The sequence below is a fragment of the Curtobacterium sp. ME26 genome, from assembly GCF_903970945.1.
GTDB classification, from domain to species: Bacteria; Actinomycetota; Actinomycetes; order Actinomycetales; family Microbacteriaceae; genus Curtobacterium; species Curtobacterium citri.
The window spans coordinates 48,465-71,181 of sequence record NZ_CAJCKG010000009.1; the positions used below are offsets into that span (position 1 = coordinate 48,465).

Sequence of the window (22,717 nt, forward strand, 5' to 3'; positions counted from 1 at the left end):
CCGACCGGGTGAGCAGGGCGGTCGTCGTCGTTGCGGCGGGCTCGGGGACCCGGCTCGGCATCGGCGACGCCAAGGCGTTCGTGCCCGTCGCCGGCGAACTCATGCTCACCCGCGCGGTCCGCACGGTGTTCACGTCGGCCGAACCGACCTTCGTCGTGGTCGTCGCCCCGGCTGCACGGCTCGACGAGTGCCGCGCACTGGTCGGCGCCGTCGCCGGTCCGGCCGCGGGGCTGACCGCGGTCGTGCCGGGCGGCGCCGACCGGCACGCGTCCGTGCAGGCGGGGCTCGACGCCCTGCCCGACGGCGTCGAGTGGGTGGGCGTGCACGACGCCGCGCGGTGCCTGACGCCGGCGGCGCAGTTCGACGCGGTGTTCGACCGGGCTCGTGCGACCGGTGACGGCGTGGTCCCGGCGCTGCCCGTGACCGACACGGTGAAGCGCGTCGACGGCGACGAGGTCGTCGAGACCGTCGACCGCTCGGCGCTCGTCGGGGTGCAGACCCCGCAGGTGTTCCCGCTCGGAGCACTCCGCGCGGCCTACGCGTCCTCGCAGCGGTCGGAGACCGACGACGCCGGTGTCTTCCGCGCGGCCGGTGGCACGGTCCGCACCGTGCCGGGCAGCGCGGACGCTTTCAAGATCACGACCCGGTGGGACCTCGCCCGGGCCGAGGCGCTCGTCGCCGGTGCCGCGGCGTCGACGGTGCGGATCGGCCTCGGAGTCGACGTGCACGCGTTCGACGCCGCATCGCCGTGCCGCGTCGGACTCCTCGACTTCCCCGGCGAACCCGGCCTCTCCGGGCACAGCGACGGCGACGCGGTCGCGCACGCGGTGTGCGACGCCCTGCTGTCCGCCGGCGCGCTCGGCGACATCGGCGGCCGCTTCGGCACGTCGGACCCGCGCTACGCCGGTGCGGCGGGCGACGTGTTCGTCCGCGGCGCCGTCGAGCTCCTGCGGCAGGCCGGCCTCGTCCCCACCTCGGTGACGGTGCAGGTCGTCGGCAACCGCCCCCGCATCGGCGGCCGGCGGGACGAGATGCAGGCCGCACTCGCCGCCGTCGTCGGCGCTCCGGTCGCCGTCTCCGGCACGACGACCGACGGCCTCGGGCTGACCGGCCGCGGTGAGGGGCTCGCCGCGATCGCGACGGCCGTCGTCCGACCGGCCTGACGTCCTAGGGTGGTGGGCGTGACCGTTCGCCTCCACGACTCCCGCGCCGCCGCCGTCGTCGACCTCGTCCCGCTGGTCGACGGACAGGTCAGCATGTACGTGTGCGGCCCCACGGTGCAGTCGTCGCCGCACATCGGGCACCTGCGCTCCGCCCTCGTCTACGACATCTGGCGGCGGTGGCTGACGTACCGCGGCTACCGGGTGACCCTCGTCCGGAACGTCACCGACATCGACGACAAGGTGCTCGACCTGGCCGCCGGCACCGACGAGGAGTGGTTCGCCCGCGCCTACCGCGTCGAGCGGGAGTTCACCGCCGCGTACGACGCCCTCGGCATCCTCGCCCCGACCTACGAGCCGCGGGCGACGGCGAGCGTGCCGCAGATGCACGACATCATCGAGCGTCTGATCGAGCGCGGGCACGCCTACGCGGCGGCCGACGGCTCCGGCGACGTGTACTTCGACACCGGGAGCTGGGAGGCGTACGGCGCCCTCACCCGACAGCGCCGCGAGGACATGGTCGAGGCGGCCGACGCGGACCCGCGCGGCAAGCGGGACCCCCGCGACTTCGCGCTGTGGAAGGGCGCGAAGCCGGGCGAGCCGGGCACGGCCACGTGGGACTCCCCGTGGGGTCCCGGGCGACCGGGGTGGCACATCGAGTGCTCCGCGATGTCGCGGCGGTACCTCGGTCCGGCGTTCGACATCCACGGCGGTGGACTCGACCTGCGCTTCCCGCACCACGAGAACGAGCTCGCGCAGTCGACCGCGGCCGGTGACCCCTTCGCGTCGTACTGGCTGCACAACGGGCTCGTGACCGTCGAGGGGCAGAAGATGTCGAAGTCGCTCGGCAACTCGATCTTCGCCGCCGACTTCCTCGCTGCCGCCCGACCCGCCGTGGTCCGCTACTTCCTCGGCGCCGCGCACTACCGGTCGTCGATCGACCACCACGAGGGCTCCCTCGTCGAGGCCGAGGCGGCCTACGACCGGATCGCGGGCTTCCTCGAGCGCGCCGGTGCCCGGCTCGCAGGTGTCCCGATGCGGGACGCCCCGGGCGTGCCGGAGGCCTTCGGGACCGCGATGGACGACGACCTCGCGGTGCCCCAGGCCCTCGCCGTGCTGCACGAGACCGTCCGGGCCGGGAACGCCGCCCTCGACGCCGACGATGCGGATGCGCTCGGAACCGCGTACCATCAGGTGGCTGCGATGGTCGAGGTGCTCGGCATCGACCCGCGCGCAGCCCACTGGTCCGGCACCGGCCACGACGTCGCTGCCGCACCGCTCGCCGCTCTCGTCGAGCGTCTCCTGCAGGAGCGCACCGACGCACGGGCAGCACGTGACTTCGCGGCCGCCGACCGGTACCGCGACGATCTCGCAGCAGCGGGCATCACGATCGAGGACACACCGTCCGGAACACGCTGGAGCATCGCCTGACCACGGCAGTGCCGAACAGGAGCTACGCATGAAGAACGTCTCGGGGAGCAGGAAGGGCCGGCCCGGCGCCGTCCGCTCCGGCCGCAAGGGCAACAAGCAGGTCGGCTCCGGCGGCCAGGGCGCCCAGGCGCTCGAGGGTCGGAAGCCGACGCCGAAGGCCGAGGACCGCCCGTACCACCCCGCCGGCAAGCGCAAGGCCGCCAAGGAGCGGCTCGACGCCGCCCGTGGTCGTCACGGGGCGTCGAGCTCGCCGCAGCAGCGCACCGGTCGCCCGCCGCAGCGGAAGTCCGACGACTCGGAGCTCGTGACCGGCCGCAACTCGGTGCTCGAGGCCCTCCGCACGAAGACCCCCTCCACGACCCTCTACATCGCCGCCCGCATCGAGGTGGACGATCGCGTCAAGGAGATCCTCGCGCTCGCCAACCACCGCGGCGTCCCGATCATGGAGATCATGCGGCCGGAGCTCGACCGCATCACGGGGCACGACAGCGTGCACCAGGGCGTCGCCCTCAAGGTCCCGGCGTACGAGTACGCCGTGGCGGAGGACCTCGCCGAGCGCGCCTTCGGGCGGGACGAGGTCCCGCTCATGGTCGCCCTCGACGGCATCACCGACCCGCGCAACCTCGGTGCGATCATCCGCTCGACGGCGGCGTTCGGCGGCCACGGCGTCATCGTCCCGCAGCGCCGATCGGTCGGCGTGACGGCGAGCGCGTGGAAGACCTCCGCCGGCGCGGCTGCCCGCACGCCCGTCGCGATGGCACCGAACCTGACCCAGACCCTGAAGTCGCTCAAGTCGATGGGGCTCTTCGTGCTCGGTCTCGCGGGCGACGGCGACGTGCAGCTCGACCAGCTCGAGCTCGCCGACCGGCCGATCGTCATCGTCGTCGGCTCCGAGGGCAAGGGGCTGTCCCGACTCGTGACCGAGACCTGCGACGCGGTCGTCTCGATCCCGATCTCGAGCGCGACCGAGTCCCTCAACGCTGGCATCGCCGCGAGCGTCACGCTGTGGGAGGTCGCCCGGCGCCGTCGCGCCGAGTAGCAGCCCGCACCAGCGCACCAGCGAACCAACGCACCGCGGGAGGCCCGGTGCCGGTCCACGGGACCGGCACCGGGCCTCCCGTCCGAGCGGGCGGGGGCCGTCAGACGGAGGCGCGCCAGTCCTCGACGTCGTCGGACTCGTCCGCCGACCCGTCGTCGTCCACCACGGGGATCGGCAGGGTCATCGACGACGTCGGCGGGTTGATGAGCAGGCGCTCGTCACGACGGTGGCGCAGCACGTCGTTGATGTACGCGGTGGTGGCCTCGGGCAGCGAGACCGAGCGCTCCTCCTCCTGGGACATGTACCAGCGGTGCTCGAGCAGCTCGTGGAACACCTCGGCGGGTTCGAGCCGTCCCCGGAGGTCCCGCGGGATCGAGCGGACGACGGGCTCGAACACCCGCGACACCCACTCGTGCGCCACCATCTCCTCGTCGAGCTGGTCGCGGCCGTTGCGTGCCCGGTACGCGTCGAGGTCGTTCAGCAGTCGGCGGGCCTGGTTCTCGCCGGCGTCGAGGCCGGTCAGGCGCAGCAGCCGACGCTGGTGGTGCCCGGCGTCGACGACCTTCGGCTGGATGCGCACCTGCGACCCGCCCTCGGTCGTGTGGATCGAGAGCTCCTCGATGTCGAAGCCGAGCGCGTTGAGCCGTTCGACGCGGTCGTTGATGCGCCACCGCTCCTTGACGTCGAACTGCTCGGTGCCGGTGAGCTCCTTCCAGAGCGTCCGGTACTGGGCGACGATCCGGTTCGAGACGTCGACGGCGTCGGCGTTCTCGTCGAGGCGCCCGCCGGCCTCGAGGTCGAGGAGCTCACCGGCGATGTTCACGCGGGCGACCTCGAGGTCGTTCTCGCGCTGCCCGTTCGACAGGCCGCCGGGGTAGAGCTTCCCCGTCTCGGCGTCGACCAGGTACGCGGCGAAGGCTCCGGCGTCGCGGCGGAACAGGGTGTTCGACAGGGAGACGTCGCCCCAGTAGAAGCCGATGACGTGCAGGCGGACGAGCAGCAGGGCGAGCGCGTCGACGAGGCGCGTGGCGGTCTCGGGGCGGAGCGTCTGCGAGTACAGCGCGCGGTAGGGCAGCGAGAACCGCAGGTGCCGGGTGACGAGCACCGGGTGCAGCGGCTCACCGTGCTCGTCGACGCGGTTCGTGATGACGGCGACCGGGTCCACGCACGGCACGTCCATGCGCTGCAGGGTGCGGAGCATCTCGTACTCCGAGCGTGCGACCTCCTCACCCGTCTCCTTCACCGCCGCGACGTACCCGCTGAGGTGCACGAAGCGGACGAGGTGCCGCGAGATGCCCTTCGGGAGGGCGACGATGACGTCGTCCGGCCAGTCCTCCAGCGGGACGTCCCACGGCAGGTCGAGCAGACCGGGGTCGACCGTGGCGGCGGTGATGGCGAGGGAGTCGGGCACGGGTGGCTCCTGTCGGTGCGGTGTCCGGTGTCGGTCCGGCGGTCTCACAGACGGGAGGCGCGGTGCCAGCTGGCACCGCGCCTCCCGTCCGGCTGTTCGCGCGTCAGGCGCTGATGACGGCCTTGTCGTCGAGGCGCTCGCCCGACTCGGTGTCGAAGGCGTGCACGTGGCCCTGCTTCGGCGCGATGACGATCGTGTCGCCGATCGAGGGGTGCGAGCGGCCGTCGACGCGCGCGACGATGTCGGTGCGCTGGCCGTTCACGTCGGCGTGACCGTAGAGGTAGCCGTCGGCGCCGAGCTCCTCCACGACGTCGACCGTGACGGGCAGGCCCTCGCCGGAGGTCGACACGATGACGTCCTCCGGGCGGATGCCCACCGTGACGTTGCCCGAGCGGGCGTTCGACAGGGTGTCGCGGTCGATCGGGTGGTTGAGCGTGCCGAACTTGATGCCGCCCTCGATGACGTCGGCCGGGAGCAGGTTCATGGCCGGCGAACCGATGAAGCCGGCGACGAACACGTTGTTCGGCTTCTCGTAGAGGTCGCGCGGCGAGCCGACCTGCTGCAGGATGCCGTCCTTGAGCACCGCGATGCGGTCGCCCATGGTGAGCGCCTCGGTCTGGTCGTGCGTGACGTAGACCGTGGTGACGCCGAGGCGGCGCTGGAGCGACGCGATCTGGGTGCGGGTCTGGACGCGGAGCTTGGCGTCGAGGTTCGACAGCGGCTCGTCCATGAGGAACACCTGGGGCTGACGGACGATCGCGCGACCCATCGCGACGCGCTGACGCTGACCACCGGAGAGCGCCTTCGGCTTGCGGCCGAGGTACTGCTCGAGGTCGAGGAGCTTGGCGGCCTCCTGCACGCGGGTGGCGCGCTCCTCCTTGCCGACGCCGGCGATCTTGAGCGCGAAGCCCATGTTCTCGGCGACGGTCATGTGCGGGTACAGCGCGTAGTTCTGGAACACCATCGCGATGTCGCGGTCCTTCGGCGGGACGTCGGTGACGTCGCGCTCGCCGATGCGGATGGCGCCGGAGTTGACCTCTTCGAGGCCGGCGAGCATGCGCAGGGAGGTGGACTTGCCGCAGCCCGAGGGGCCGACGAGGACGAGGAACTCGCCGTCGGCGACGTCCAGGTCGAGGGAGTCGACCGCGGGGCGGGTGCCTCCGGGGTAGAGACGGGTTGCCTTGTCGTAGGTGACGGACGCCATGAGCGTTCGATCCTTCCTTCACCGGCAGGTACGTGCCGGACGATCCGTTGTGAAGCGGTTGCCCGAGGGGGCCCCGGATGGTCGCCGTCGACCATCGCTGCTCATACAACACGACTTCCCCGGGCAGCGCCAGTGTCGGGGACGACCTGGTTGGCTGGTCCCAGGAAGGACCACTACCATCGGTGGGTCCGTCCGGCGTACCGGGGGAAGGCCGCACGGACGTCAGGATCAACGTGAGGACCATCGACGCATGACCAACCGCCCCGAGGGTGACGCACGCGCCGCGCGCAACGAACGACGAGAAGCCGCACGGCAGCGTGCCCAGCGAGCACGGACGCAGCAGAAGCGTCGGCAGCGCGGGACGCGGCTCGGGCTCCGGATCGGGCTCGGTGTGGTGCTCCTCGCGGCGGTCGCCGTCGTGACGCTGGTGCTCGTCGACTCCGTCAAGCCCGCCGGTCCCGGCCCGTCGACGATGTCGCAGGGCGGGATCACCATCGGGCAGGGTCTGCAGCCCGTCGGGGCGCCCGCGTCGCCGTCGCCGAGTGCGACCGACGCCTCGGACCCGGTCCGCATCACCATGTACGTCGACTACCTCTGCGACACGTGCGCGCAGTTCGAACGGGCGAACGGCGACTACATCGCGAGCCTGGTCGACTCCGGCGCCGCCACGGTCGACATCCACCCGGTGGCCGTGCTGACCAACCGGTCGCAGGGCACGAAGTACTCGCTCCGGGCGGCGAACGCGGCGGCCTGCGTGGCCGACCGCTCCCCGGGGCAGTTCTACGCCGTGAACCAGGCGCTCTTCGCCCGGCAGCCCGAGCAGGGCACGTCCGGTCTGACGAACGCGCAGCTCGAGCGGATCGTCACCGGCGTCGACGGCGTGCAGGACCAGGCGGCGATCCGCGACTGCATCCAGGACCAGACGTACGCGAAGTGGGTCGACGAGCGCACGACCGACGTGACGGACGGCGACATCCCGGGCTCGACGCTCGACGCCTTCCCCGGACCGCCGCTGGTGCTGGTGAACGGCAAGCAGTACGAGCTGACCTCGCCCATCACGAACGACGACTTCCGCACGTTCGTGGTGTCAGCGGCCGGTTCGACCGAGTCGACGCCCACGCCGACCCCCTCGGCCAGCGCGACCCCGAGCCCGTCCGGCGACTGATCAGCCGGTCCGGATCTCGGTCAGAGGGACGACCCCGGCACGCTGAACGTGTCGCACGCGGTCGCGCCGCGCTCGTACCCGCGGGTGAACCAGGCCTGGCGCTGCTCGCTGGAGCCATGCGTGAACGAGTCCGGGTCGACGCGACCGGTCGCCCGCTCCTGGATGCTGTCGTCGCCGACCGCGCTCGCCGCGGACAGGGCATCGGCGATCTGTGACCGGCTGATCGGCTCGAAGAACGTCCGGCCGTCCGCGTCCTCGGTCGTCGCGGCCGAACCGACCCACGCCCCGGCGTAGCAGTCCGCCTGGAGCTCGACGCGGACGCTGCCCGACGACGCCCCGGTGCCGGAGCGGTCGGTGTCCGCGAAGGTGCCCTGGAGCTGCTGGACGTGGTGCCCCCACTCGTGCGCGACGACGTACATCTGGGCGAGCGGACCGCCGGAGGACCCGTACTGCGACTGCAGGTCGTCGTAGAAGGCGGTGTCCAGGAAGATCGAGCGGTCCGGCGGGCAGTAGAACGGGCCGGTGGCGGCGGAGGCCTGACCGCACCCGGTGCCGGTCGACCCGTCGAAGAGCACGAAGCCGGGCGTCTCGTACGAGATGCCGAGCTGTCGGGACTCGTCGGTCCAGTAGTCGTCGAGGGACTCGGCGGCGCCCTCCATCCGGCACTCGACCCGCTGGTTCGCGTCGCGGCCGGTCCGGCACTCCTCGGCCGGCTGCACCGTCTGGCCCTGGTCCTGGACCTGCGTGGTGCCGTCGTCGACGAAGCCGCTCAGGTCGACCCCGGTGAACTGCGCGATGAGGAACACCACGATCGCGCCGATGCCGACCGTGCCACCGCCGATCGCGGCCGTCCGTCCGCGGCGCTGCACCTTCCCGCCGCTGAGCTTCGAGTCGTCGTTGAACGTCATGCCGCAGACCGTACCCGCAGCCGGCCCGCGTAGCGTCGGGCTCGTCGTCTGAGCCGACACCTGTCGTGCAAGCGCTCGTCACCACCCGGAAGGAAGCAGCACCATGGCCACTCCGATCAGCACCGTCATGAGCCCCGCCCGCTACGTGCAGGGCAAGGACGCGATCACCCGCGTCGGCGAGTTCGTCGCCCCGATCGGCCGACGCCCGCTCCTCGTGGCGGACGACGTCGTCTGGGGCATCGTCGAGGAGGCCGTGCGCACCTCGTTCGCCGACGCCGACCTGCCCGTCGAGCGCGTCGGCTTCGGTCGGTTCGCCACCCCGCAGGCCATCGACGACCTCGTCGAGACGATCCGCGCGACCGACAGCGACGTGGTCGTCGGCCTCGGTGGCGGTTCGGCGATCGACGCCGCGAAGGCATCCGGGCACCTCGCCGGCATCCGCTGGGCGAGCGTGCCGACCGCCGCGAGCACCGACGCCCCGACCTCCGCGCTCGCGGTCGTCTACTCGGAGGAGGGGGAGTTCATCGAGTACCGCTTCTTCCCGCACAACCCCGACCTCGTGCTCATCGACACGAAGCTCGTCGCCAACGCCCCCGTGCAGTTCCTCGTCGCGGGCATCGGCGACGCCCTCGCGACCTGGGTCGAGGCCCGGGCTGCGAAGCGCGCGAACGCCGACACGATGGCGGGTGGGCTGCAGACCGAGACCGGTGTGGCCCTCGCGAAGCTGTCGTGGGAGCTCCTGCACGACAACGCGCTCCAGGCGATCGAGTCCGTGAAGGCGAAGGTCGTCACGCCCGCGCTCGAGAAGGTCGTCGAGGCGAACACGCTCCTCTCCGGCCTCGGCTTCGAGTCGGGCGGGCTCGCCGCGGCGCACGCGATCCACAACGGCCTGACCGCCGCACCCCAGGCGCACGGGCTCGCGCACGGGCAGAAGGTCAACGTCGGCACGATCGCGCAGCTCGTCCTCGAGGGCGCCCCCGCCGAGGAGATCGAGGACTTCGTCGTGTTCACCACGAAGGTCGGGCTGCCGAACACGCTCACCGAGATCGGTCTGACGGTCGACGACCGCGACGTCCTGCGGGCGGTCGCCGACGCCGCCACCGTGGAGGGCGAGACCATCCACAACATGCCGTTCCCCGTCACCGCCGAGGCCGTCGTCGACGCGCTCGTCGCGATCGAGGGCATCGCGCGCAGCATCCGTGCCGCCCACGGGCTGCCGGCGCCGGAGCTGTACCGCGCCCACTGAGTCCGCACCGAGGGGGTGCGAGCAGCATGGCGGCATGGCCGACCTCGACGAACAGCACCCCCTCTTCCTCCTCGCGATGGACCAGCGTTCCTCGCTCCTCGAGCACACCTACGGCGACGAGTCCGGCGAACCGGCCGACGAGGCCGACGCCCAGCGCGTCCGCGCCGGCAAGCAGCTGGTCTACCGCGGAGTCCTGACGGCGCTCGCCGCGGGGGCATCGCGGACACGCACCGGCGTCCTCGTCGACGAGCGGTACGGCGCCGACGTCGCCCGGCTGGTCCGGGAGGCCGGCCTCCAGCTCGCGATGCCGATCGAGCGCTCCGGTCGCGCCTGGTTCGAGCTCGAGTACGGCGACGACTGGATCGCGCACGTCGACTCGTTCGACCCCGACTTCGTGAAGGTGCTCGTCCGCGACAACCCCGCCTTCGACGCCGACGACCGGACGGCGCAGGCCGAGCGGCTCGCCGAGGTCTCCCGCACGCTGCACGACGCCGACCGGGCGTTCCTGGTCGAGCTGCTCGTGCCCGGCACCGACGAGCAGCAGGCGCAGGCCGACGACTACGACCGCGACGTCCGCCCCGGGCTCGTCGTCGAGTCGATCGGGTTCCTGCAGGAGCACGGCGTCGAGCCCGACGTGTGGAAGCTCGAGGGCCTGGACCGCGCCGAGGACGCCGAGCGCGTCGTGGCCGCAGCCCGTGCCGGTGGTCGTGACGGCGTGCAGTGCATCGTGCTCGGTCGGGACGCCCCCGAGGAGCAGCTCGACCACTGGCTCCGCACCGCGGCACCCGTCGACGGGTTCGTCGGCTTCGCGATCGGTCGGAGCAACTGGGAGGACGCCCTCGACGACGTCGTGCAGCAGGGACTCGACCACGAGGCGGCCGAGCAGCTCATCGCCGCGAACTACCGGCACTTCGTCGACACCTGGCTCGAGGCCCGTCCGGACGTGGTCGACGGGGTCGACGCCGGCGCGGCCTGACACCACCGATCAGGTGCGGACCAGCGGCTCCACGGTCGCCAGGTCCGCACCGATGCCCACGTCGACGAGCTCGATCCGACCGGCGAGCGTCGCGCCGGGGCCGGTGAGCAGGCCCGCCTTCACCCCGCCGAACGTCACCGTGACGTCGGCGTGCAGCACGTGCTCGTCCGCGACGGCACCCGTGTCGACGTCGATGCCGCTCGGCACGTCGACGGCGACGACGAACGGGGCGCGCTGGTCGCGGGCGAGCTCGCGGATCGCGTCGACGACCTGCCGAGCGGGAGAGCGCAGGGGTGTGCCGCCGCCGGCGCCGATGCCGAGGATGCCGTCGAGCACGAGGTCGGTCGCCGCGGCGGCCTCGGCGGCGACCGCCGCCAGGCGCTCGGCGTCCGACGTCGCAGCCGCCCGCAGGATGTCGGCAGCGCCCGCGTCGTCACGGTCCGCCCCGGGGTCCGACGGGCCGTCCAGGAGGCGCGCCCCGGCGTCCAGCGCCGCTGCCAGGCCCGCCTCGTGGACCCGTGCGCCGACGCGCAGCACCGCCACGTGCCTCCCGGCCGACGCCAGCCGCGCACCCGCGAACAGGGCGTCACCGCCGTTGTCGCCGCTGCCCACCAGGAGCAGGACGGACCCGGACCCGTCCTGCGGGCGCACCGCCGGGTCGTCCAGCAGGTCGCCCACGATGCGGGCGAGCCCGTCCGCCGCACGCTGCATGAGGGGTTCGCCCGCCTCGAGGTGCGGCCGCTCCGCCGCCCGGACCTGATCGCCGCCGTAGCCGTCCATGGGGACCACCATGCCCCGGTAGCCTGGTGGGGACATGTCACTCGTCCCCGAAGCGCCCCGTCCCCGTGCCGTGATGTCCCCGGACGGCCTGAAGCTCGCGACGTACGACTTCGGTGACCCGGACGCCCCCGTCGTGGTGGCCGTGCACGGGTTCGCCTCCGGCGCCGTCCTCAACTGGCACGCCTCGGGGTGGACCCGCGACCTCGTCCGCGCCGGCTACCGGGTCGTCGCGCTCGACCAGCGCGGCCACGGGGCGTCGTCGAAGCCGCACGACCCGTCGGCGTACTCGATGGAGCTGCTCGTCGCCGACGTCACGACGGTCGTCGACACGTACCTGCTCACCGACGTCGCCTTCCTCGGGTACTCGCTCGGCGCCCGGGTCGGTTGGCACACCGCCGAGCAGATCCCCGACCGCATCTCGCGGGCCGTGCTCGGCGGGATCCCCGACGCCGACCCGATGCGACGGGTGGCGGTCGACCAGGCGAAGGCGTACATCGCCGACGGCACGCCCGTCGAGGACCGCGTCACGCGCGGGTACCTGCAGATGGCCGCGAACGTCGAGGGGAACGACCTGCGGGCGCTCGTGGCGATGGTCGAGGGGATGCGGAACAGCGTCGAGCCGACGCCCGAGAACGCACCGGCGCAGCCGATCCTGATGGCGGCGGGCAGCGAGGACGGCATCCGGGACAGCGCGGTGCGCCTGGCCGAGGCGGCGCCGGACGCGTCGTTCTTCGAGATCCCGCGGCGGAACCACTTCAATGCGCCGACGTCGCGCGACTTCCGCGAACGAGCGATCGCCTTCCTGTCCCAGGGGCGCTGACCGGGCAGTGCGCTTCCCCTGACGGGTACTGGCGGGTCCCCTCGGGGCCAGCCGACCGGGCGTAGCGTCCCGCCCATGGACTACAGACTCCTCGGCAACAGCGGGACATCGGTGTCGACGCTGACCCTCGGCACCATGACGTTCGGCAGCGAAGCCGACGAACCCACCTCCCACCAGATCATCGACACGTTCGTCGCCGCCGGCGGCACCCTCGTCGACACGGCGGACGTCTACTCGGGCAACGAGTCCGAGCGGATCATCGGCCGATGGCTCGCCGCGCACCCGACCGAGGCGCAGCAGGTCGTCCTCGCCACGAAGGGCCGCTTCCCGCAGGGCGACGGCCCGAACGACCTCGGGCTGTCCCGCCGACACCTCCGGGTCGCCCTCGACGCCTCGCTCGAACGGCTCGGCGTCGAGCACATCGACCTGTACCAGATGCACGCGTGGGACGCGCTGACGCCGATCGAGGAGACCCTCCGCTTCCTCGACGACGCCGTGTCCGCCGGCAAGATCGGCACCTACGGGTTCTCGAACTACCTCGGCTACCAGGTGACGAAGGCCGTCTACGAGGCGAAGGCCCACGGCTGGGCGCCGCCGGTGACGCTGCAGCCGCAGTACAACCTGCTCGTCCGCGACATCGAGCACGAGGTCGTCCCGGCCTGCCTCGACGCCGGCATCGGCCTGCTGCCCTGGTCGCCGCTGGCCGGCGGGTGGCTCTCCGGCAAGTACCAGCGCGACGAGGCCCCCACCGGCGCGACCCGCCTGGGCGAGGACCCGAAGCGCGGCATGGAGGCGTGGGAGGCCCGGAACGCGGACGAGCGCACGTGGCAGGTGCTCGACGCGGTGTCCGCCGTCGCCGACGCGCACGGTGCGTCGAGGTCGCAGGTCGCCCTCGCCTGGCTGCTCGCCCGCCCGGCGGTCACGAGCGTCATCCTCGGTGCCCGCACGGTGTCGCAGCTCGAGGACAACCTCGGTGCGGCCGACCTCGTGCTCACGGACGAGGAGCTCCGCAGCCTGACGGACGCCAGCGCACCGCGCATCGACGACTACCCGTACGGCACGGCCGGCGTCGCCCAGCGCGAGCGGCGCATCACGGGCGGGCGCTGAGCGTCCGTCCCGGGCGGTCGTCGGGCAACCGCACGGCGACCGCCAAGCCCGGACGCAGACGGGGCAGCCGCTTCCTGCAGATCCGTGCGGGAACCCGCGGAACCGGGAGGATCGGTGGTCGCGGGACGCCGAACGGTGCGACCATCGAGGGACGACCGGCTGGTTACCGCGTCGAGCGCCCGGAACGCCCCCTGATCCGCGTTCCACGCGCCGAAGGGCCCGGACGGCTTCCGTCCGGGCCCTTCGTCTTCGTACCGGGGCCGGCAGCGGGACTCGAACCCGCAACCCCCGTATTACAAGTACGGTGCGCTACCAATTGCGCCATGCCGGCTGACGCGCCCATCCTAGCGGCGGACACGACGGGCGCGTCGGGGGGTCACTCGGCCGAGGAGTCCGCCGAGAAGTTCAGCGACAGCGAGTTCATGCAGTACCGGTCGCCGGTCGGCGTGCCGAAGCCGTCGGGGAACACGTGGCCCAGGTGCGAGCCGCAGTTCGCGCAGCGGACCTCGGTGCGGACCATGCCGAGGGACTTGTCCTCGATGAGCTGCACGGCCTCGGGGTCGACCGACTCGTAGAACGAGGGCCAGCCGCAGCCGGAGTCGAACTTCGTACCGCTCTTGAAGAGCTCCTTGCCGCACGCCGCACACGTGTAGATGCCGGCGCGCTCCTCGTCGAGCAGCTCACCGGTCCACGGACGCTCGGTCCCGGCCTGCCGGAGCACGGCGTACTGGTCCGGGGAGAGCTCCTCGCGCCACTGGGCGTCGGACTTGTCGACGTTGTACGCCATTGCTTCCTCCTGCTTCCGGTCGAGGCTCGATGGTGGTGCCCGACCCCTTCAGTAAACTCGCCACGATGTCCGAGCATTCCGTGCGCCACGTCCGCTGGACCCGCCTGACGACGGACGAACTGTACGGCATCGTGCGGTTGCGGAACCGCGTCTTCGCGCTCGAACAGCGCGTCACCGCCGAGGACCTCGACGGCCGTGACCGCGAGCCCGAGACGGAGCACTGGTGGTTCGGAGCGGACGCCGATCCGGTCGGGTACCTCCGGCTCGTCCGGCCCGCCCGGGACGAGGCGCACCCGTCGGGTCTCCAGCCGCCGGCGTGGGTGATCGGACGGGTCGCCACGCACCCGGACCACCGCGGGCAGGGGATCGCGGGTCGGTTGGTCGCCGCGGTGCTCGACCGGCACGGGCACGAACCGTTCGCCCTGCACGCGCAGGAGTACGTCGCGGGGCTGTACGAGCGGCACGGCTTCGTCCGCTTCGGGGAGCCGTACGACGAGGCCGGCATCCGTCACGTCGGCATGCACCGCCCGTGACGAGCACCCGGCAGCGCTACGCCGCCTACGCGGACCGCATCGCCGCGGTCTCGCCGTCGTACGCCGCGTGGGCCCGGTCCGTCGACGACGGCCTGGTCGCGCTGCTCGACACCGTGCCCGAGCAGCAGCGGCAGCCCGAACTCGTGTTCGCGGTCGCCCGGCGGCTCGGCGCCGACCCGTCGGACCCCGGGGCGCTGTGCGCGCTCGGACGGGAGGCTCCGCTCCCCTTCACGAGCGCCCTCGCGACCGCCACGGTGCAGGCGAACGACCCGCGGCGGCTCGGACCCGTCGTCCCGCTCTTCGCGGCGCTCGCCGCGGCCGCGGCGCGGACCGGCGACCCGCGGCCGCTCGGCCTCGTCGACGCCGGTGCGGCCGCCGGGCTGTGCTCGATCCCGGACCGGGTGACGCTCGACCACCGGACCGGGGACGCCACCGTCCGGTTCGCGACCGCGCTGGAGGACCCCGCCCTGCACCTCACCGTCGAGGTCCGGGGCACGGTCCCGGCACCCGCGACGGTGCCGGTCCGGATCGGAGCCCGGGTCGCCCTCGACCCGGCACCGATCGACCCGGGCGACCCGGACGCGTTCGCGCGGCTGGTCGAGGCGGTCCCGCCCGAGGCGACGGACCGCACCGCCCTGATGCGCGAGGCGGCGCGCGCGACGCTCGCCGTGCCTCCCGTCCGGATCCGCGGGACGCTGCCCGGCGACCTCGACCGTGCACTGGACGCCCTGCCGGACGGAGTGCGGCCCGTCGTCCTGACGACGGGCACGCTGGTCTACGTGCCCGGCGCCGACCGGCAGCGCGTGGTCGACCGGCTGCGGGAGCGGCGGGTGCACTGGATCGCCCTCGAACGCACCGGCATCCTCGGCGGTGTGGCCGCGACGCTGCCCGACGACGTCGACCAGTCGGACCCGGCCGCGTTCGCGACGGTCTCGCTCGACGGTGTCGCCCTCGCCGTCTGCGACCCGTTCGGCCTCCGCGTCCGCTGGTTCCGCCGGCCGCTCGCCTGAACCGGGCTTCGCGACAGTCCAGCCGCGTGCCAGGGTCCGGCCCCGGACCACCCCTACGATGTGCGAGACCCGTGACCCGACCGTGACCGGAAGTGCCGTGACCGCCCTCCCCACCGACGAGCTCAGCGAGCTCGACCAGCGCGTGCTCGCGTTCGAGCACGACCGGGCGCAGCACGACCGCACGAAGGAAGCCGACATCCGCGTCGAGTTCGACATGTCGCCGGCGCGCTACTACCAGGTGCTCAACCGCGTGATCGACCTGCCCGCCGCCCTCGTCCTCGACCCGCAGCTGGTCGGACGCCTGCAGCGCCTGCGGCACGCACGCACCCGCGCACGAGCGGCACGCGCCTTCGTCGCCCCCGCGCCCGATCCCCGTGAAGAGGAACGATGACCCAGAGATTCCCGCGAGACCGGTTCGACGACGCGACCGACGGGCCCCGGGTCGGCGCGCACCGTGGTGCCCGTCGTCGTGGTCGCGGGTGGATCGCGTTCGCCTGGGCCGCGCTCGCCACGGGCGTCCTGGTGCTCGTCGGGGTCCTCGTGCTCGCGCTCCTGAACGGCAGCACGTCGTTCCCGGGCGTGGCCTCGCCGTCGTCGACGCCCAGCGCCTCGGCCTCCGCGTCGGCCGCGCCGTCCGGGGAGCCGTCGGCGTCGTCCTCGTCCTCCGCCTCGCAGGCACCGAGCGCCGCGACGTCCGCCGACCAGGGTTCGACGAGCGTCGTCGTGCTGAACGGCACGACCACGACCGGGCTCGCCGCCCGGGGCAGCACGGCGCTGACGAGTGCCGGGTGGCGCGTGACCTCGACCGGCGACGCCGGTACGACCGGGGCCACCGGGTCGGTCGTGTACTACCAGCAGGCCGACCAGCAGGCGGTGGCGCAGGGCATCGCGAACGCGCTCGGCATCACGGCCGTGCAGCAGTCCGCCGCCTTCCCGAACGCCGACGTCAGCGTCGTGCTCGGGGCGGACTACCGCGGCTGATCCCGATCGGCGACCGCCCGTGTGTCGGGCGTGTTTCCGACACGTTGATTTCTGACGGCATCGTCGTGAAACAACGTCACACCTCTTGCCCTCCCGCGTGCGTTCCAGCAGAGTCGTCGCCAGACGGCGACTGCGTCGTTCGCACCAGCAGCACCAGGGAGCAAGAGATCATGGCCAACGGAACCGTGAAGTGGTTCAACGCCGAGAAGGGCTTCGGCTTCATCACCGTCGATGGAGGGGGCCAGGACGTGTTCGTGCACTACTCGGCGATCGACATGTCGGGCTACAAGGTCCTCGAGGAGGGGCAGGCGGTCACGTTCGACGTCGGCACCGGCTCGAAGGGGCCGCAGGCCGAGTCCGTCCGACCCGCCTGACGTCCCGGAACCACTGCGAACGCGCCGTCCCCTCGGGGGCGGCGCGTTCGTCGTGTCCGGCGGGCCGCGCCGTCCGCGTGGCCGCGGTGGTCAACGCCGGGCGGGGTGTGTCCTGGGAAGTCGACCCGTGCCTCCCGGCTGTGTTGCACTCGCAACCGGCGAGTGCCAGAATCGGCGTTGGCACTCGCTCACGCTGAGTGCCAGCAGGACCCCCATGCACGACGTCCGGGAGGGACGAGAAACTCACATGGCTAAGATCATTGCTTTCGACGAGGAGGCCCGTCGTGGCCTCGAGCGCGGCCTGAACACCCTGGCCGACGCCGTGAAGGTGACGCTCGGCCCGCGCGGCCGCAACGTCGTCCTCGAGAAGAAGTGGGGCGCCCCCACGATCACGAACGACGGTGTCTCCATCGCCAAGGAGATCGAGCTCGACGACCCGTACGAGAAGATCGGCGCGGAGCTCGTCAAGGAGGTCGCCAAGAAGACCGACGACGTCGCCGGTGACGGGACGACCACCGCGACCGTGCTCGCCCAGGCGCTCGTCCGCGAGGGCCTCCGCAACGTCGCCGCCGGTGCCGACCCCGTGTCGCTCAAGCGCGGCATCGAGAAGGCCGTCGCCGCCGTCTCCGACCAGCTCCTCGCCAACGCGAAGGACATCGAGACCAAGGACCAGATCGCCGCGACCGCGTCGATCTCGGCCGCCGACCCGACCATCGGTGAGCTCATCGCCGAGGCGATCGACAAGGTCGGCAAGGAGGGCGTCGTCACCGTCGAGGAGTCGAACACCTTCGGCACCGAGCTCGAGCTGACCGAGGGCATGCGCTTCGACAAGGGCTACCTGTCGCAGTACTTCGTCACGGACCCGGAGCGCCAGGAGGCGGTCTTCGAGGACCCGTACATCCTCATCGTCAACTCGAAGATCTCCAACATCAAGGACCTGCTCCCGGTCGTCGACAAGGTGATCCAGGCGGGCAAGCAGCTCCTCATCATCGCCGAGGACGTCGACGGCGAAGCCCTCGCGACCCTCGTCGTGAACAAGATCCGTGGCATCTTCAAGTCCGTCGCCGTCAAGGCTCCGGGCTTCGGTGACCGCCGCAAGGCCATGCTGCAGGACATCGCGATCCTGACCGGTGGCCAGGTCATCTCGGAAGAGGTCGGCCTCAAGCTCGAGAACGCGACCCTCGACCTGCTGGGCAAGGCCCGCAAGGTGATCATCACCAAGGACGAGACCACGATCATCGAGGGTGCCGGCGACGACGAGCAGATCGCGGGCCGCGTCCGTCAGATCCGCTCCGAGATCGAGGCGACCGACTCGGACTACGACCGCGAGAAGCTCCAGGAGCGCCTCGCGAAGCTCGCCGGTGGCGTGGCCGTCATCAAGGCGGGTGCCGCGACCGAGGTCGAGCTCAAGGAGCGCAAGCACCGCATCGAGGACGCCGTCCGCAACGCGAAGGCCGCCGTCGAGGAGGGCATCGTCGCCGGTGGTGGCGTCGCCCTCATCCAGGCGTCCGTCGCGCTCGACTCGCTCGACCTGCAGGGTGACGAGGCGACCGGTGCGAACATCGTCCGCGTCGCCATCGACGCGCCGCTCAAGCAGATCGCCCTGAACGCCGGTCTCGAGCCGGGCGTCGTCGCCGCCAAGGTCCGCGAGCTCGAGTCGGGTCACGGCCTCAACGCCGCGACCGGTGAGTACGTCGACCTCGTCGCCGCGGGCATCATCGACCCGGCCAAGGTCACGCGCTCGGCGCTGCAGAACGCTGCGTCGATCGCCGGTCTGTTCCTGACCACCGAGGCCGTCGTCGCCGACAAGCCGGAGAAGAACCCGGCCATGCCGGCCGGCGACCCCACGGGTGGCATGGACTTCTAGGCAGTCCTGACGGAAGGGCCCCGCACGCTGCGCGTGCGGGGCCTTTCCGCGTGCCGGGGCGGGGGCGGGGCGGGGCGGGGCGGCCGAGCGGGCCGAGCGGGCCGAGCGGGCGCGGGCACGTGAGTCGCGAGGTTCCAGAATTACGACATCTCGCGTGCTGCTCGCCGCAGGCGTGGGACCTCGGCGCGCCTCACACGGCAAGTCGTGGAACCTCGGTGGACTCCCGTCGCGGGTGTCGGCCGGGAGGCACGGCGCACGTCGTTCTCCACAGGCACCCGGGTAGGCGGTCACCACCGGCGAAACGTGCACGATGCTCGGTCCATGGGGAGTCGGATCGAGCTGGAAACGGGTGCCGGACCGTTCCGGGTGCGTGATGCACTGGCCGAGGGCGCGACGCGGACTCGACTCACCAGGAAGGACCTGCGGGCACCCCTGCACGGTGTCCGCGCTCCTGCGCAACTGCCACTCGAGTTGGTCGAGGCGGTGGCGACGGTGCTCCGGTCGGACCAGTTCGTCAGCCACGTCAGTGCAGCCCGACTCTGGGGAGTCCCGCTACCTCCACGGTTCGACGGAGGACCGGTGCACGTGTCATCGATCGGCACGGCGCCGGTCATGCGTCGTCCTCAGGTCATCGGTCACCGCGCTCGAGGAGACGTCGCAGTCGCCACCGTCCGAGGCGTTCGGGTGAGCGCACCAGGCCGCGCGTGGTTCGAGTGCGCGTCGCTCCTGACGCACGAGGAGCTCGTCGTCGTCGGAGATGCGCTCGTCGGCCCGGACGGCCCGGCCACCGCCGACGACCTGCGTCGCGCGATCGTCGCCGGCGCGCGCTCGGCCCACACCGCTCGCATCGCGCTGAACCGGGTGAGGAGCGGAGTCGAGTCCCCGATGGAGACCCGCTTCCGACTCACGGTCGTCGACGCGGGCTTCCCGGAACCGGAGGTGAACGTCGACGTGTCCGACGATTCCGGCACGTTCCTGGGGCGGGTCGACCTCGCGTGGCCGAGGCTGCGGATCGGGCTGGAGTACGACGGCGACCACCATCGTGACCGCCCGACGTTCCAGCACGACCGACGTCGGTCGAACGGCTTCTCCGTGAACGGGTGGATCCTCATCCACGCCACGGCGGCGGACGCTTCCCGCCCAGCCGTGCTGTTGGAGCGGCTCCGGCAGGCCTTCGTGCAGCGGCGACTCGAGGACCGCAGCGGTCGGTGAGGGCTGGCGCGCACGGTCTCTGCCGGCGAGGTCCCACAACACGCCGCGTGAGTGGCGCCGCGGTCGCACAGAACGCGGTCGTGCGCGCCGAGAGCGCAGAATTGCGGAACCTCGGCGGCGGCCGCCCTCGGGACGGGCGGGCGCAGCGGGTGGGCGGGGCAGGGCCGCGCGGCCGCGCCCGCCGGCGGCGTCAGGCGCCGGGGGCCGGGGACGCGTGGGTGGGGGTGTAGTCGCGGGGGAGCAGGGGGAGCCAGACGCGGAAGGTGGCGCCGCCGCCCTCGGTGTCGAAGACTTCGACGGAGCCGCGGTGCGCGTGCACGATGCCGGAGACGATCGCCAGGCCGAGGCCGGAGCCGCCGGTGTCGCGGGCGCGGGAGGTGTCGGCCCGCCAGAAGCGCTGGAAGATCTTCTCGCGCAGCTGCGGCGGGATGCCCTCGCCGTGGTCGATGACGTCGAGATGGGCCATGCCGCGCTCGTCGTCGACGCCGATGCCGATCTCGATCGGGTCGTCGTGCTCGGTGAACCGCATCGCGTTGCCCATGAGGTTCGTCACGATCTGCCGGATCTTGTTCTCCTCGGCGAGGACGATCGGCGGACGGGCGGGCAGCACGACCGTCGGCAGGGGCGAGGTCTCGTCGGACGGCTCGAATCCGTCGAGGCCCATGGCCCGGGTCCGACGGGCACGCAGGCGCGCGATGGTCTGCCGCGAGAACGCGATCGGACCGGTGGTGTTGGCGGAGGGCGGCGACACCGGGGCCTCGCCGGTGTCCGAGCCCTCGGTGCTGACCGGCCGCACGGCCTGCGGCACGCTCACGCCCGTCACCGAGTCCTCGACGAGCACCTGGATCTCGCGGTCCGGGTTGGAGGCCATGGTGTCGAGCGCCGAGTCGCGCGCGATCGCGACGAGGTCGACCGGCCCGAGTTCGAGCGGCTTGGACTCGTCGATCCGGGCGAGCTGGAGCAGGTCCTGCACGAGCAGGCCCATGCGCTGGGCCTCCTTCTCGATGCGGTCCATCGCCTGGGCGACGTCCTCGTCCTTGCGCAGGGCACCCATGCGGTACAGCTCGGCGTACCCGCGGAGGGACACCAGTGGCGTCCGGAGCTCGTGCGAGGCGTCCCCGACGAAGCGGCGCATCTGTGCGATGGTGCGCTCGCGGTCCTCGAACGCCGAGTCGATGCGCTCGAGCATCGCGTTCAGCGAGCGGTTCAGGCGGCCGACCTCGGTGTTCGGGGTGTCCGCCTCGAGGCGCTGGTTGAAGTCGCCCGCGGCGAAGCGTGCCGCGGTGTCCTCGACGTCGCGCAGCGGGTCGAAGGTCGCCGTCACGAGCAACCGCGTGAGCATCGCGCCGAGCAGGATGACCGAGATGCCGAAGCCCAGGAAGATCACCGTGAACCGGGCGATGGTCTGGTCGGTGTCGGCGCTCGACACCGCGACGAGCACGAAGCCCGTCTCCGAGGTCCCGCTCGACTGGTTCTGCAGCGACGCGGGGATGACCTGGGCCCGCCACTCGTGGTTGTGCTGGCTGTCGTACAGCGAGAACCGCTGCGACGACTGGGCCGCGGCGGGGAAGTCGAGGCTGCGGATGTCCGGCCGGCTGGCCGCGCGCGTCTGGCAGATCTGGTCGCCGCGGGCGTCGTACGCGGCGACGTAGGCACTCTGCGACAGCACGATCGAGAGCGTGCAGTACTGCTGGCCGTCGCTGATGTTCTGGCCCTCGAGCTGCTCGGTCGTCTGCTTGACCGTGTTGTCGAGCTGCTGCATGAGGTACGTCGACAGCACCGTCATGGTGCCGAGCCCCGCGACGAGGAGTCCGAGCGCGACGAGGAGCACCGTGATCCCGGTGATCTTCGTGCGCAGGGAGATCCCGTCCCACCAGCGGCTCATTCGCGTGTGCATGCTGCCCCAACGATAAGCGGCGACCGCCCGGTGAAACCGGACGGTCGCCGTGTGCCCGACGTCAGGACGCCTTGGTGGCCTTCAGCATGTAGCCGAACCCGCGCTTCGTCTGGATGATCGGCTCGGTCGAGTACTGGTCGAGCTTGCGCCGGAGGTACGAGATGTAGGACTCGACGATGCCCGCGTCGCCGTTGAAGTCGTACTCCCACACGTGGTCGAGGATCTGCGCCTTCGACAGCACCCGGTTCGGGTTGAGCATGAGGTAGCGCAGGAGCTTGAACTCCGTCGGGGACAGCTCGATCTGCGCGTCGCCGATGGTGACCTCGTGCGTGTCCTGGTCCATCGTGAGCTCGCCCGCGCGGATGATGGCGTCCTCTTCGTCGTTCATCGTGCGACGCAGGATGGCCTTGATGCGCGCGACGATCTCGTCGAGGGAGAACGGCTTCGTCACGTAGTCGTCGCCGCCGACCGTGAGTCCGGTGATCTTGTCCTCGGTGTCGTCCTTCGCGGTGAGGAACAGGATCGGCGAGGTGTAGCCCGACGACCGGAGGCGCTTGGTGACGCCGAAGCCGTTCATGTCGGGGAGCATGACGTCGAGGATGATCAGGTCGGGCTCCTCCTCGAGCACGGCGGAGATCGCCTGGGCACCGTTGCCGACCGCGCGGACGGCGAACCCGGCGAAGCGCAACGAGGTCGTGAGGAGGTCGCGGATGTTCGGTTCGTCGTCGACGATCAGGATCTTGGGGCCATCGGTCATGGAACCATCCTCTGACCGTTCCCTAGAGGTTTCCTGGGAGCGGGACGTGTGG

At 72.0% G+C, this 22,717-nt stretch carries 22 protein-coding genes and 1 tRNA gene; 15 read left to right on the forward strand and 8 right to left on the reverse strand.

Annotated features, from left to right (window positions below; translation table 11 throughout):
• Positions 1-8: 8 nt before the first annotated feature.
• Genes ispD through rlmB form a run of 3 tightly spaced genes read left to right on the forward strand, consistent with a single transcriptional unit; the run spans position 9 to position 3,630 of the window.
• Positions 9-1,163 (forward strand): 2-C-methyl-D-erythritol 4-phosphate cytidylyltransferase, encoded by a 1,155-nt coding sequence (ispD, locus tag H7A69_RS05595; RefSeq protein WP_182046156.1) that lies wholly within the window; start codon positions 9-11, stop codon positions 1,161-1,163.
• An 18-nt stretch (positions 1,164-1,181) separates the two neighbouring features.
• On the forward strand, positions 1,182-2,591 hold the full coding sequence (gene cysS / locus H7A69_RS05600; protein ID WP_182046157.1) for a cysteine--tRNA ligase: 1,410 nt from the start codon (positions 1,182-1,184) through the stop codon (positions 2,589-2,591).
• Between the two features lie 28 nt (positions 2,592-2,619).
• Positions 2,620-3,630, forward strand: a complete 1,011-nt coding sequence (rlmB, locus tag H7A69_RS05605; protein ID WP_069713303.1) for a 23S rRNA (guanosine(2251)-2'-O)-methyltransferase RlmB — start codon at positions 2,620-2,622, stop codon at positions 3,628-3,630.
• A 100-nt stretch (positions 3,631-3,730) separates the two neighbouring features.
• Here the strand turns inward: rlmB and H7A69_RS05610 are convergent, their stop codons facing one another.
• Both H7A69_RS05610 and H7A69_RS05615 read right to left on the reverse strand, forming a co-directional pair.
• Positions 3,731-5,041: a DUF4032 domain-containing protein gene (locus tag H7A69_RS05610; RefSeq protein ID WP_069713304.1), complete on the reverse strand. Its 1,311-nt coding sequence runs from the start codon at positions 5,039-5,041 to the stop codon at positions 3,731-3,733.
• A 103-nt stretch (positions 5,042-5,144) separates the two neighbouring features.
• On the reverse strand, positions 5,145-6,245 hold the full coding sequence (locus H7A69_RS05615; protein WP_182046158.1) for an ABC transporter ATP-binding protein: 1,101 nt from the start codon (positions 6,243-6,245) through the stop codon (positions 5,145-5,147).
• Positions 6,246-6,495: 250 nt separating this feature from the next.
• Here H7A69_RS05615 and H7A69_RS05620 point away from each other — a divergent pair, with 250 nt between their 5' ends.
• Positions 6,496-7,410 (forward strand): DsbA family protein, encoded by a 915-nt coding sequence (locus H7A69_RS05620; protein WP_182046159.1) that lies wholly within the window; start codon positions 6,496-6,498, stop codon positions 7,408-7,410.
• A 20-nt stretch (positions 7,411-7,430) separates the two neighbouring features.
• Here H7A69_RS05620 and H7A69_RS05625 read toward each other — a convergent pair whose 3' ends face one another.
• Positions 7,431-8,318 (reverse strand): neutral zinc metallopeptidase, encoded by an 888-nt coding sequence (locus H7A69_RS05625; RefSeq protein WP_182046160.1) that lies wholly within the window; start codon positions 8,316-8,318, stop codon positions 7,431-7,433.
• Positions 8,319-8,421: 103 nt separating this feature from the next.
• Between H7A69_RS05625 and H7A69_RS05630 the strand changes: the two genes are divergently transcribed.
• Positions 8,422-9,564 carry a glycerol dehydrogenase gene (locus H7A69_RS05630; protein ID WP_182046161.1) on the forward strand — a complete coding sequence of 381 codons (1,143 nt, stop codon included), beginning with the start codon at positions 8,422-8,424 and terminating at the stop codon, positions 9,562-9,564.
• Between the two features lie 34 nt (positions 9,565-9,598).
• A complete protein-coding gene (locus tag H7A69_RS05635) occupies positions 9,599-10,540 on the forward strand; it encodes a 2-deoxy-5-keto-D-gluconate 6-phosphate aldolase domain-containing protein (protein WP_182046162.1) in 942 nt (313 codons plus the stop codon).
• Between the two features lie 9 nt (positions 10,541-10,549).
• Here H7A69_RS05635 and H7A69_RS05640 read toward each other — a convergent pair whose 3' ends face one another.
• Positions 10,550-11,332 (reverse strand): NAD(P)H-hydrate epimerase, encoded by a 783-nt coding sequence (locus tag H7A69_RS05640; protein WP_182046163.1) that lies wholly within the window; start codon positions 11,330-11,332, stop codon positions 10,550-10,552.
• A gap of 22 nt (positions 11,333-11,354) precedes the next feature.
• On the opposite strand from H7A69_RS05640, the gene H7A69_RS05645 reads away from it, so the two are divergent.
• Positions 11,355-12,140, forward strand: a complete 786-nt coding sequence (locus H7A69_RS05645; RefSeq protein ID WP_182046164.1) for an alpha/beta fold hydrolase — start codon at positions 11,355-11,357, stop codon at positions 12,138-12,140.
• 75 nt (positions 12,141-12,215) lie between these two features.
• A complete protein-coding gene (locus tag H7A69_RS05650) occupies positions 12,216-13,247 on the forward strand; it encodes an aldo/keto reductase (RefSeq protein ID WP_182046165.1) in 1,032 nt (343 codons plus the stop codon).
• Positions 13,248-13,505: 258 nt separating this feature from the next.
• On the opposite strand, the gene H7A69_RS05655 is transcribed toward H7A69_RS05650, so the two are convergent.
• Positions 13,506-13,578 (reverse strand) — tRNA-Thr (locus H7A69_RS05655).
• A gap of 45 nt (positions 13,579-13,623) precedes the next feature.
• Positions 13,624-14,034 carry a peptide-methionine (R)-S-oxide reductase MsrB gene (gene msrB / locus H7A69_RS05660; protein WP_069713313.1) on the reverse strand — a complete coding sequence of 137 codons (411 nt, stop codon included), beginning with the start codon at positions 14,032-14,034 and terminating at the stop codon, positions 13,624-13,626.
• Positions 14,035-14,099: 65 nt separating this feature from the next.
• Between msrB and H7A69_RS05665 the strand changes: the two genes are divergently transcribed.
• From H7A69_RS05665 to H7A69_RS05695, 7 genes are all read left to right on the forward strand, one after another.
• A complete protein-coding gene (locus H7A69_RS05665; protein ID WP_182046166.1) occupies positions 14,100-14,567 on the forward strand; it encodes a GNAT family N-acetyltransferase in 468 nt (155 codons plus the stop codon).
• Entirely contained in the window at positions 14,564-15,577 is a 1,014-nt protein-coding gene (locus H7A69_RS05670) for a DUF2332 family protein (RefSeq protein WP_182046167.1), read from the forward strand. Before H7A69_RS05665 ends, H7A69_RS05670 begins: the two co-directional genes overlap by 4 nt.
• Positions 15,578-15,674: 97 nt before the next feature.
• Positions 15,675-15,968, forward strand: a complete 294-nt coding sequence (locus H7A69_RS05675; protein WP_223246633.1) for a DUF3263 domain-containing protein — start codon at positions 15,675-15,677, stop codon at positions 15,966-15,968.
• Positions 15,965-16,558 (forward strand): LytR C-terminal domain-containing protein, encoded by a 594-nt coding sequence (locus H7A69_RS05680; protein WP_182046168.1) that lies wholly within the window; start codon positions 15,965-15,967, stop codon positions 16,556-16,558. The genes H7A69_RS05675 and H7A69_RS05680 overlap by 4 nt, the downstream gene beginning before the upstream one ends.
• A 170-nt stretch (positions 16,559-16,728) precedes the next feature.
• Positions 16,729-16,932, forward strand: coding sequence for a cold-shock protein (locus H7A69_RS05685; protein WP_022903461.1), 204 nt, complete (start codon positions 16,729-16,731; stop codon positions 16,930-16,932).
• 247 nt (positions 16,933-17,179) lie between these two features.
• The gene (groL, locus tag H7A69_RS05690) at positions 17,180-18,799 is read left to right on the forward strand and encodes a chaperonin GroEL (protein ID WP_182046169.1); all 1,620 of its coding nucleotides are present in this window, start codon (positions 17,180-17,182) and stop codon (positions 18,797-18,799) included.
• 684 nt (positions 18,800-19,483) lie between these two features.
• Positions 19,484-20,011: a hypothetical protein gene (locus H7A69_RS05695; protein WP_182046170.1), complete on the forward strand. Its 528-nt coding sequence runs from the start codon at positions 19,484-19,486 to the stop codon at positions 20,009-20,011.
• Between the two features lie 190 nt (positions 20,012-20,201).
• Here the strand turns inward: H7A69_RS05695 and H7A69_RS05700 are convergent, their stop codons facing one another.
• Positions 20,202-21,908: a sensor histidine kinase gene (locus H7A69_RS05700; RefSeq protein ID WP_182046171.1), complete on the reverse strand. Its 1,707-nt coding sequence runs from the start codon at positions 21,906-21,908 to the stop codon at positions 20,202-20,204.
• Between the two features lie 61 nt (positions 21,909-21,969).
• Positions 21,970-22,665 (reverse strand): response regulator transcription factor, encoded by a 696-nt coding sequence (locus H7A69_RS05705; protein ID WP_069713320.1) that lies wholly within the window; start codon positions 22,663-22,665, stop codon positions 21,970-21,972.
• Between the last annotated feature and the right edge of the window lie 52 nt (positions 22,666-22,717).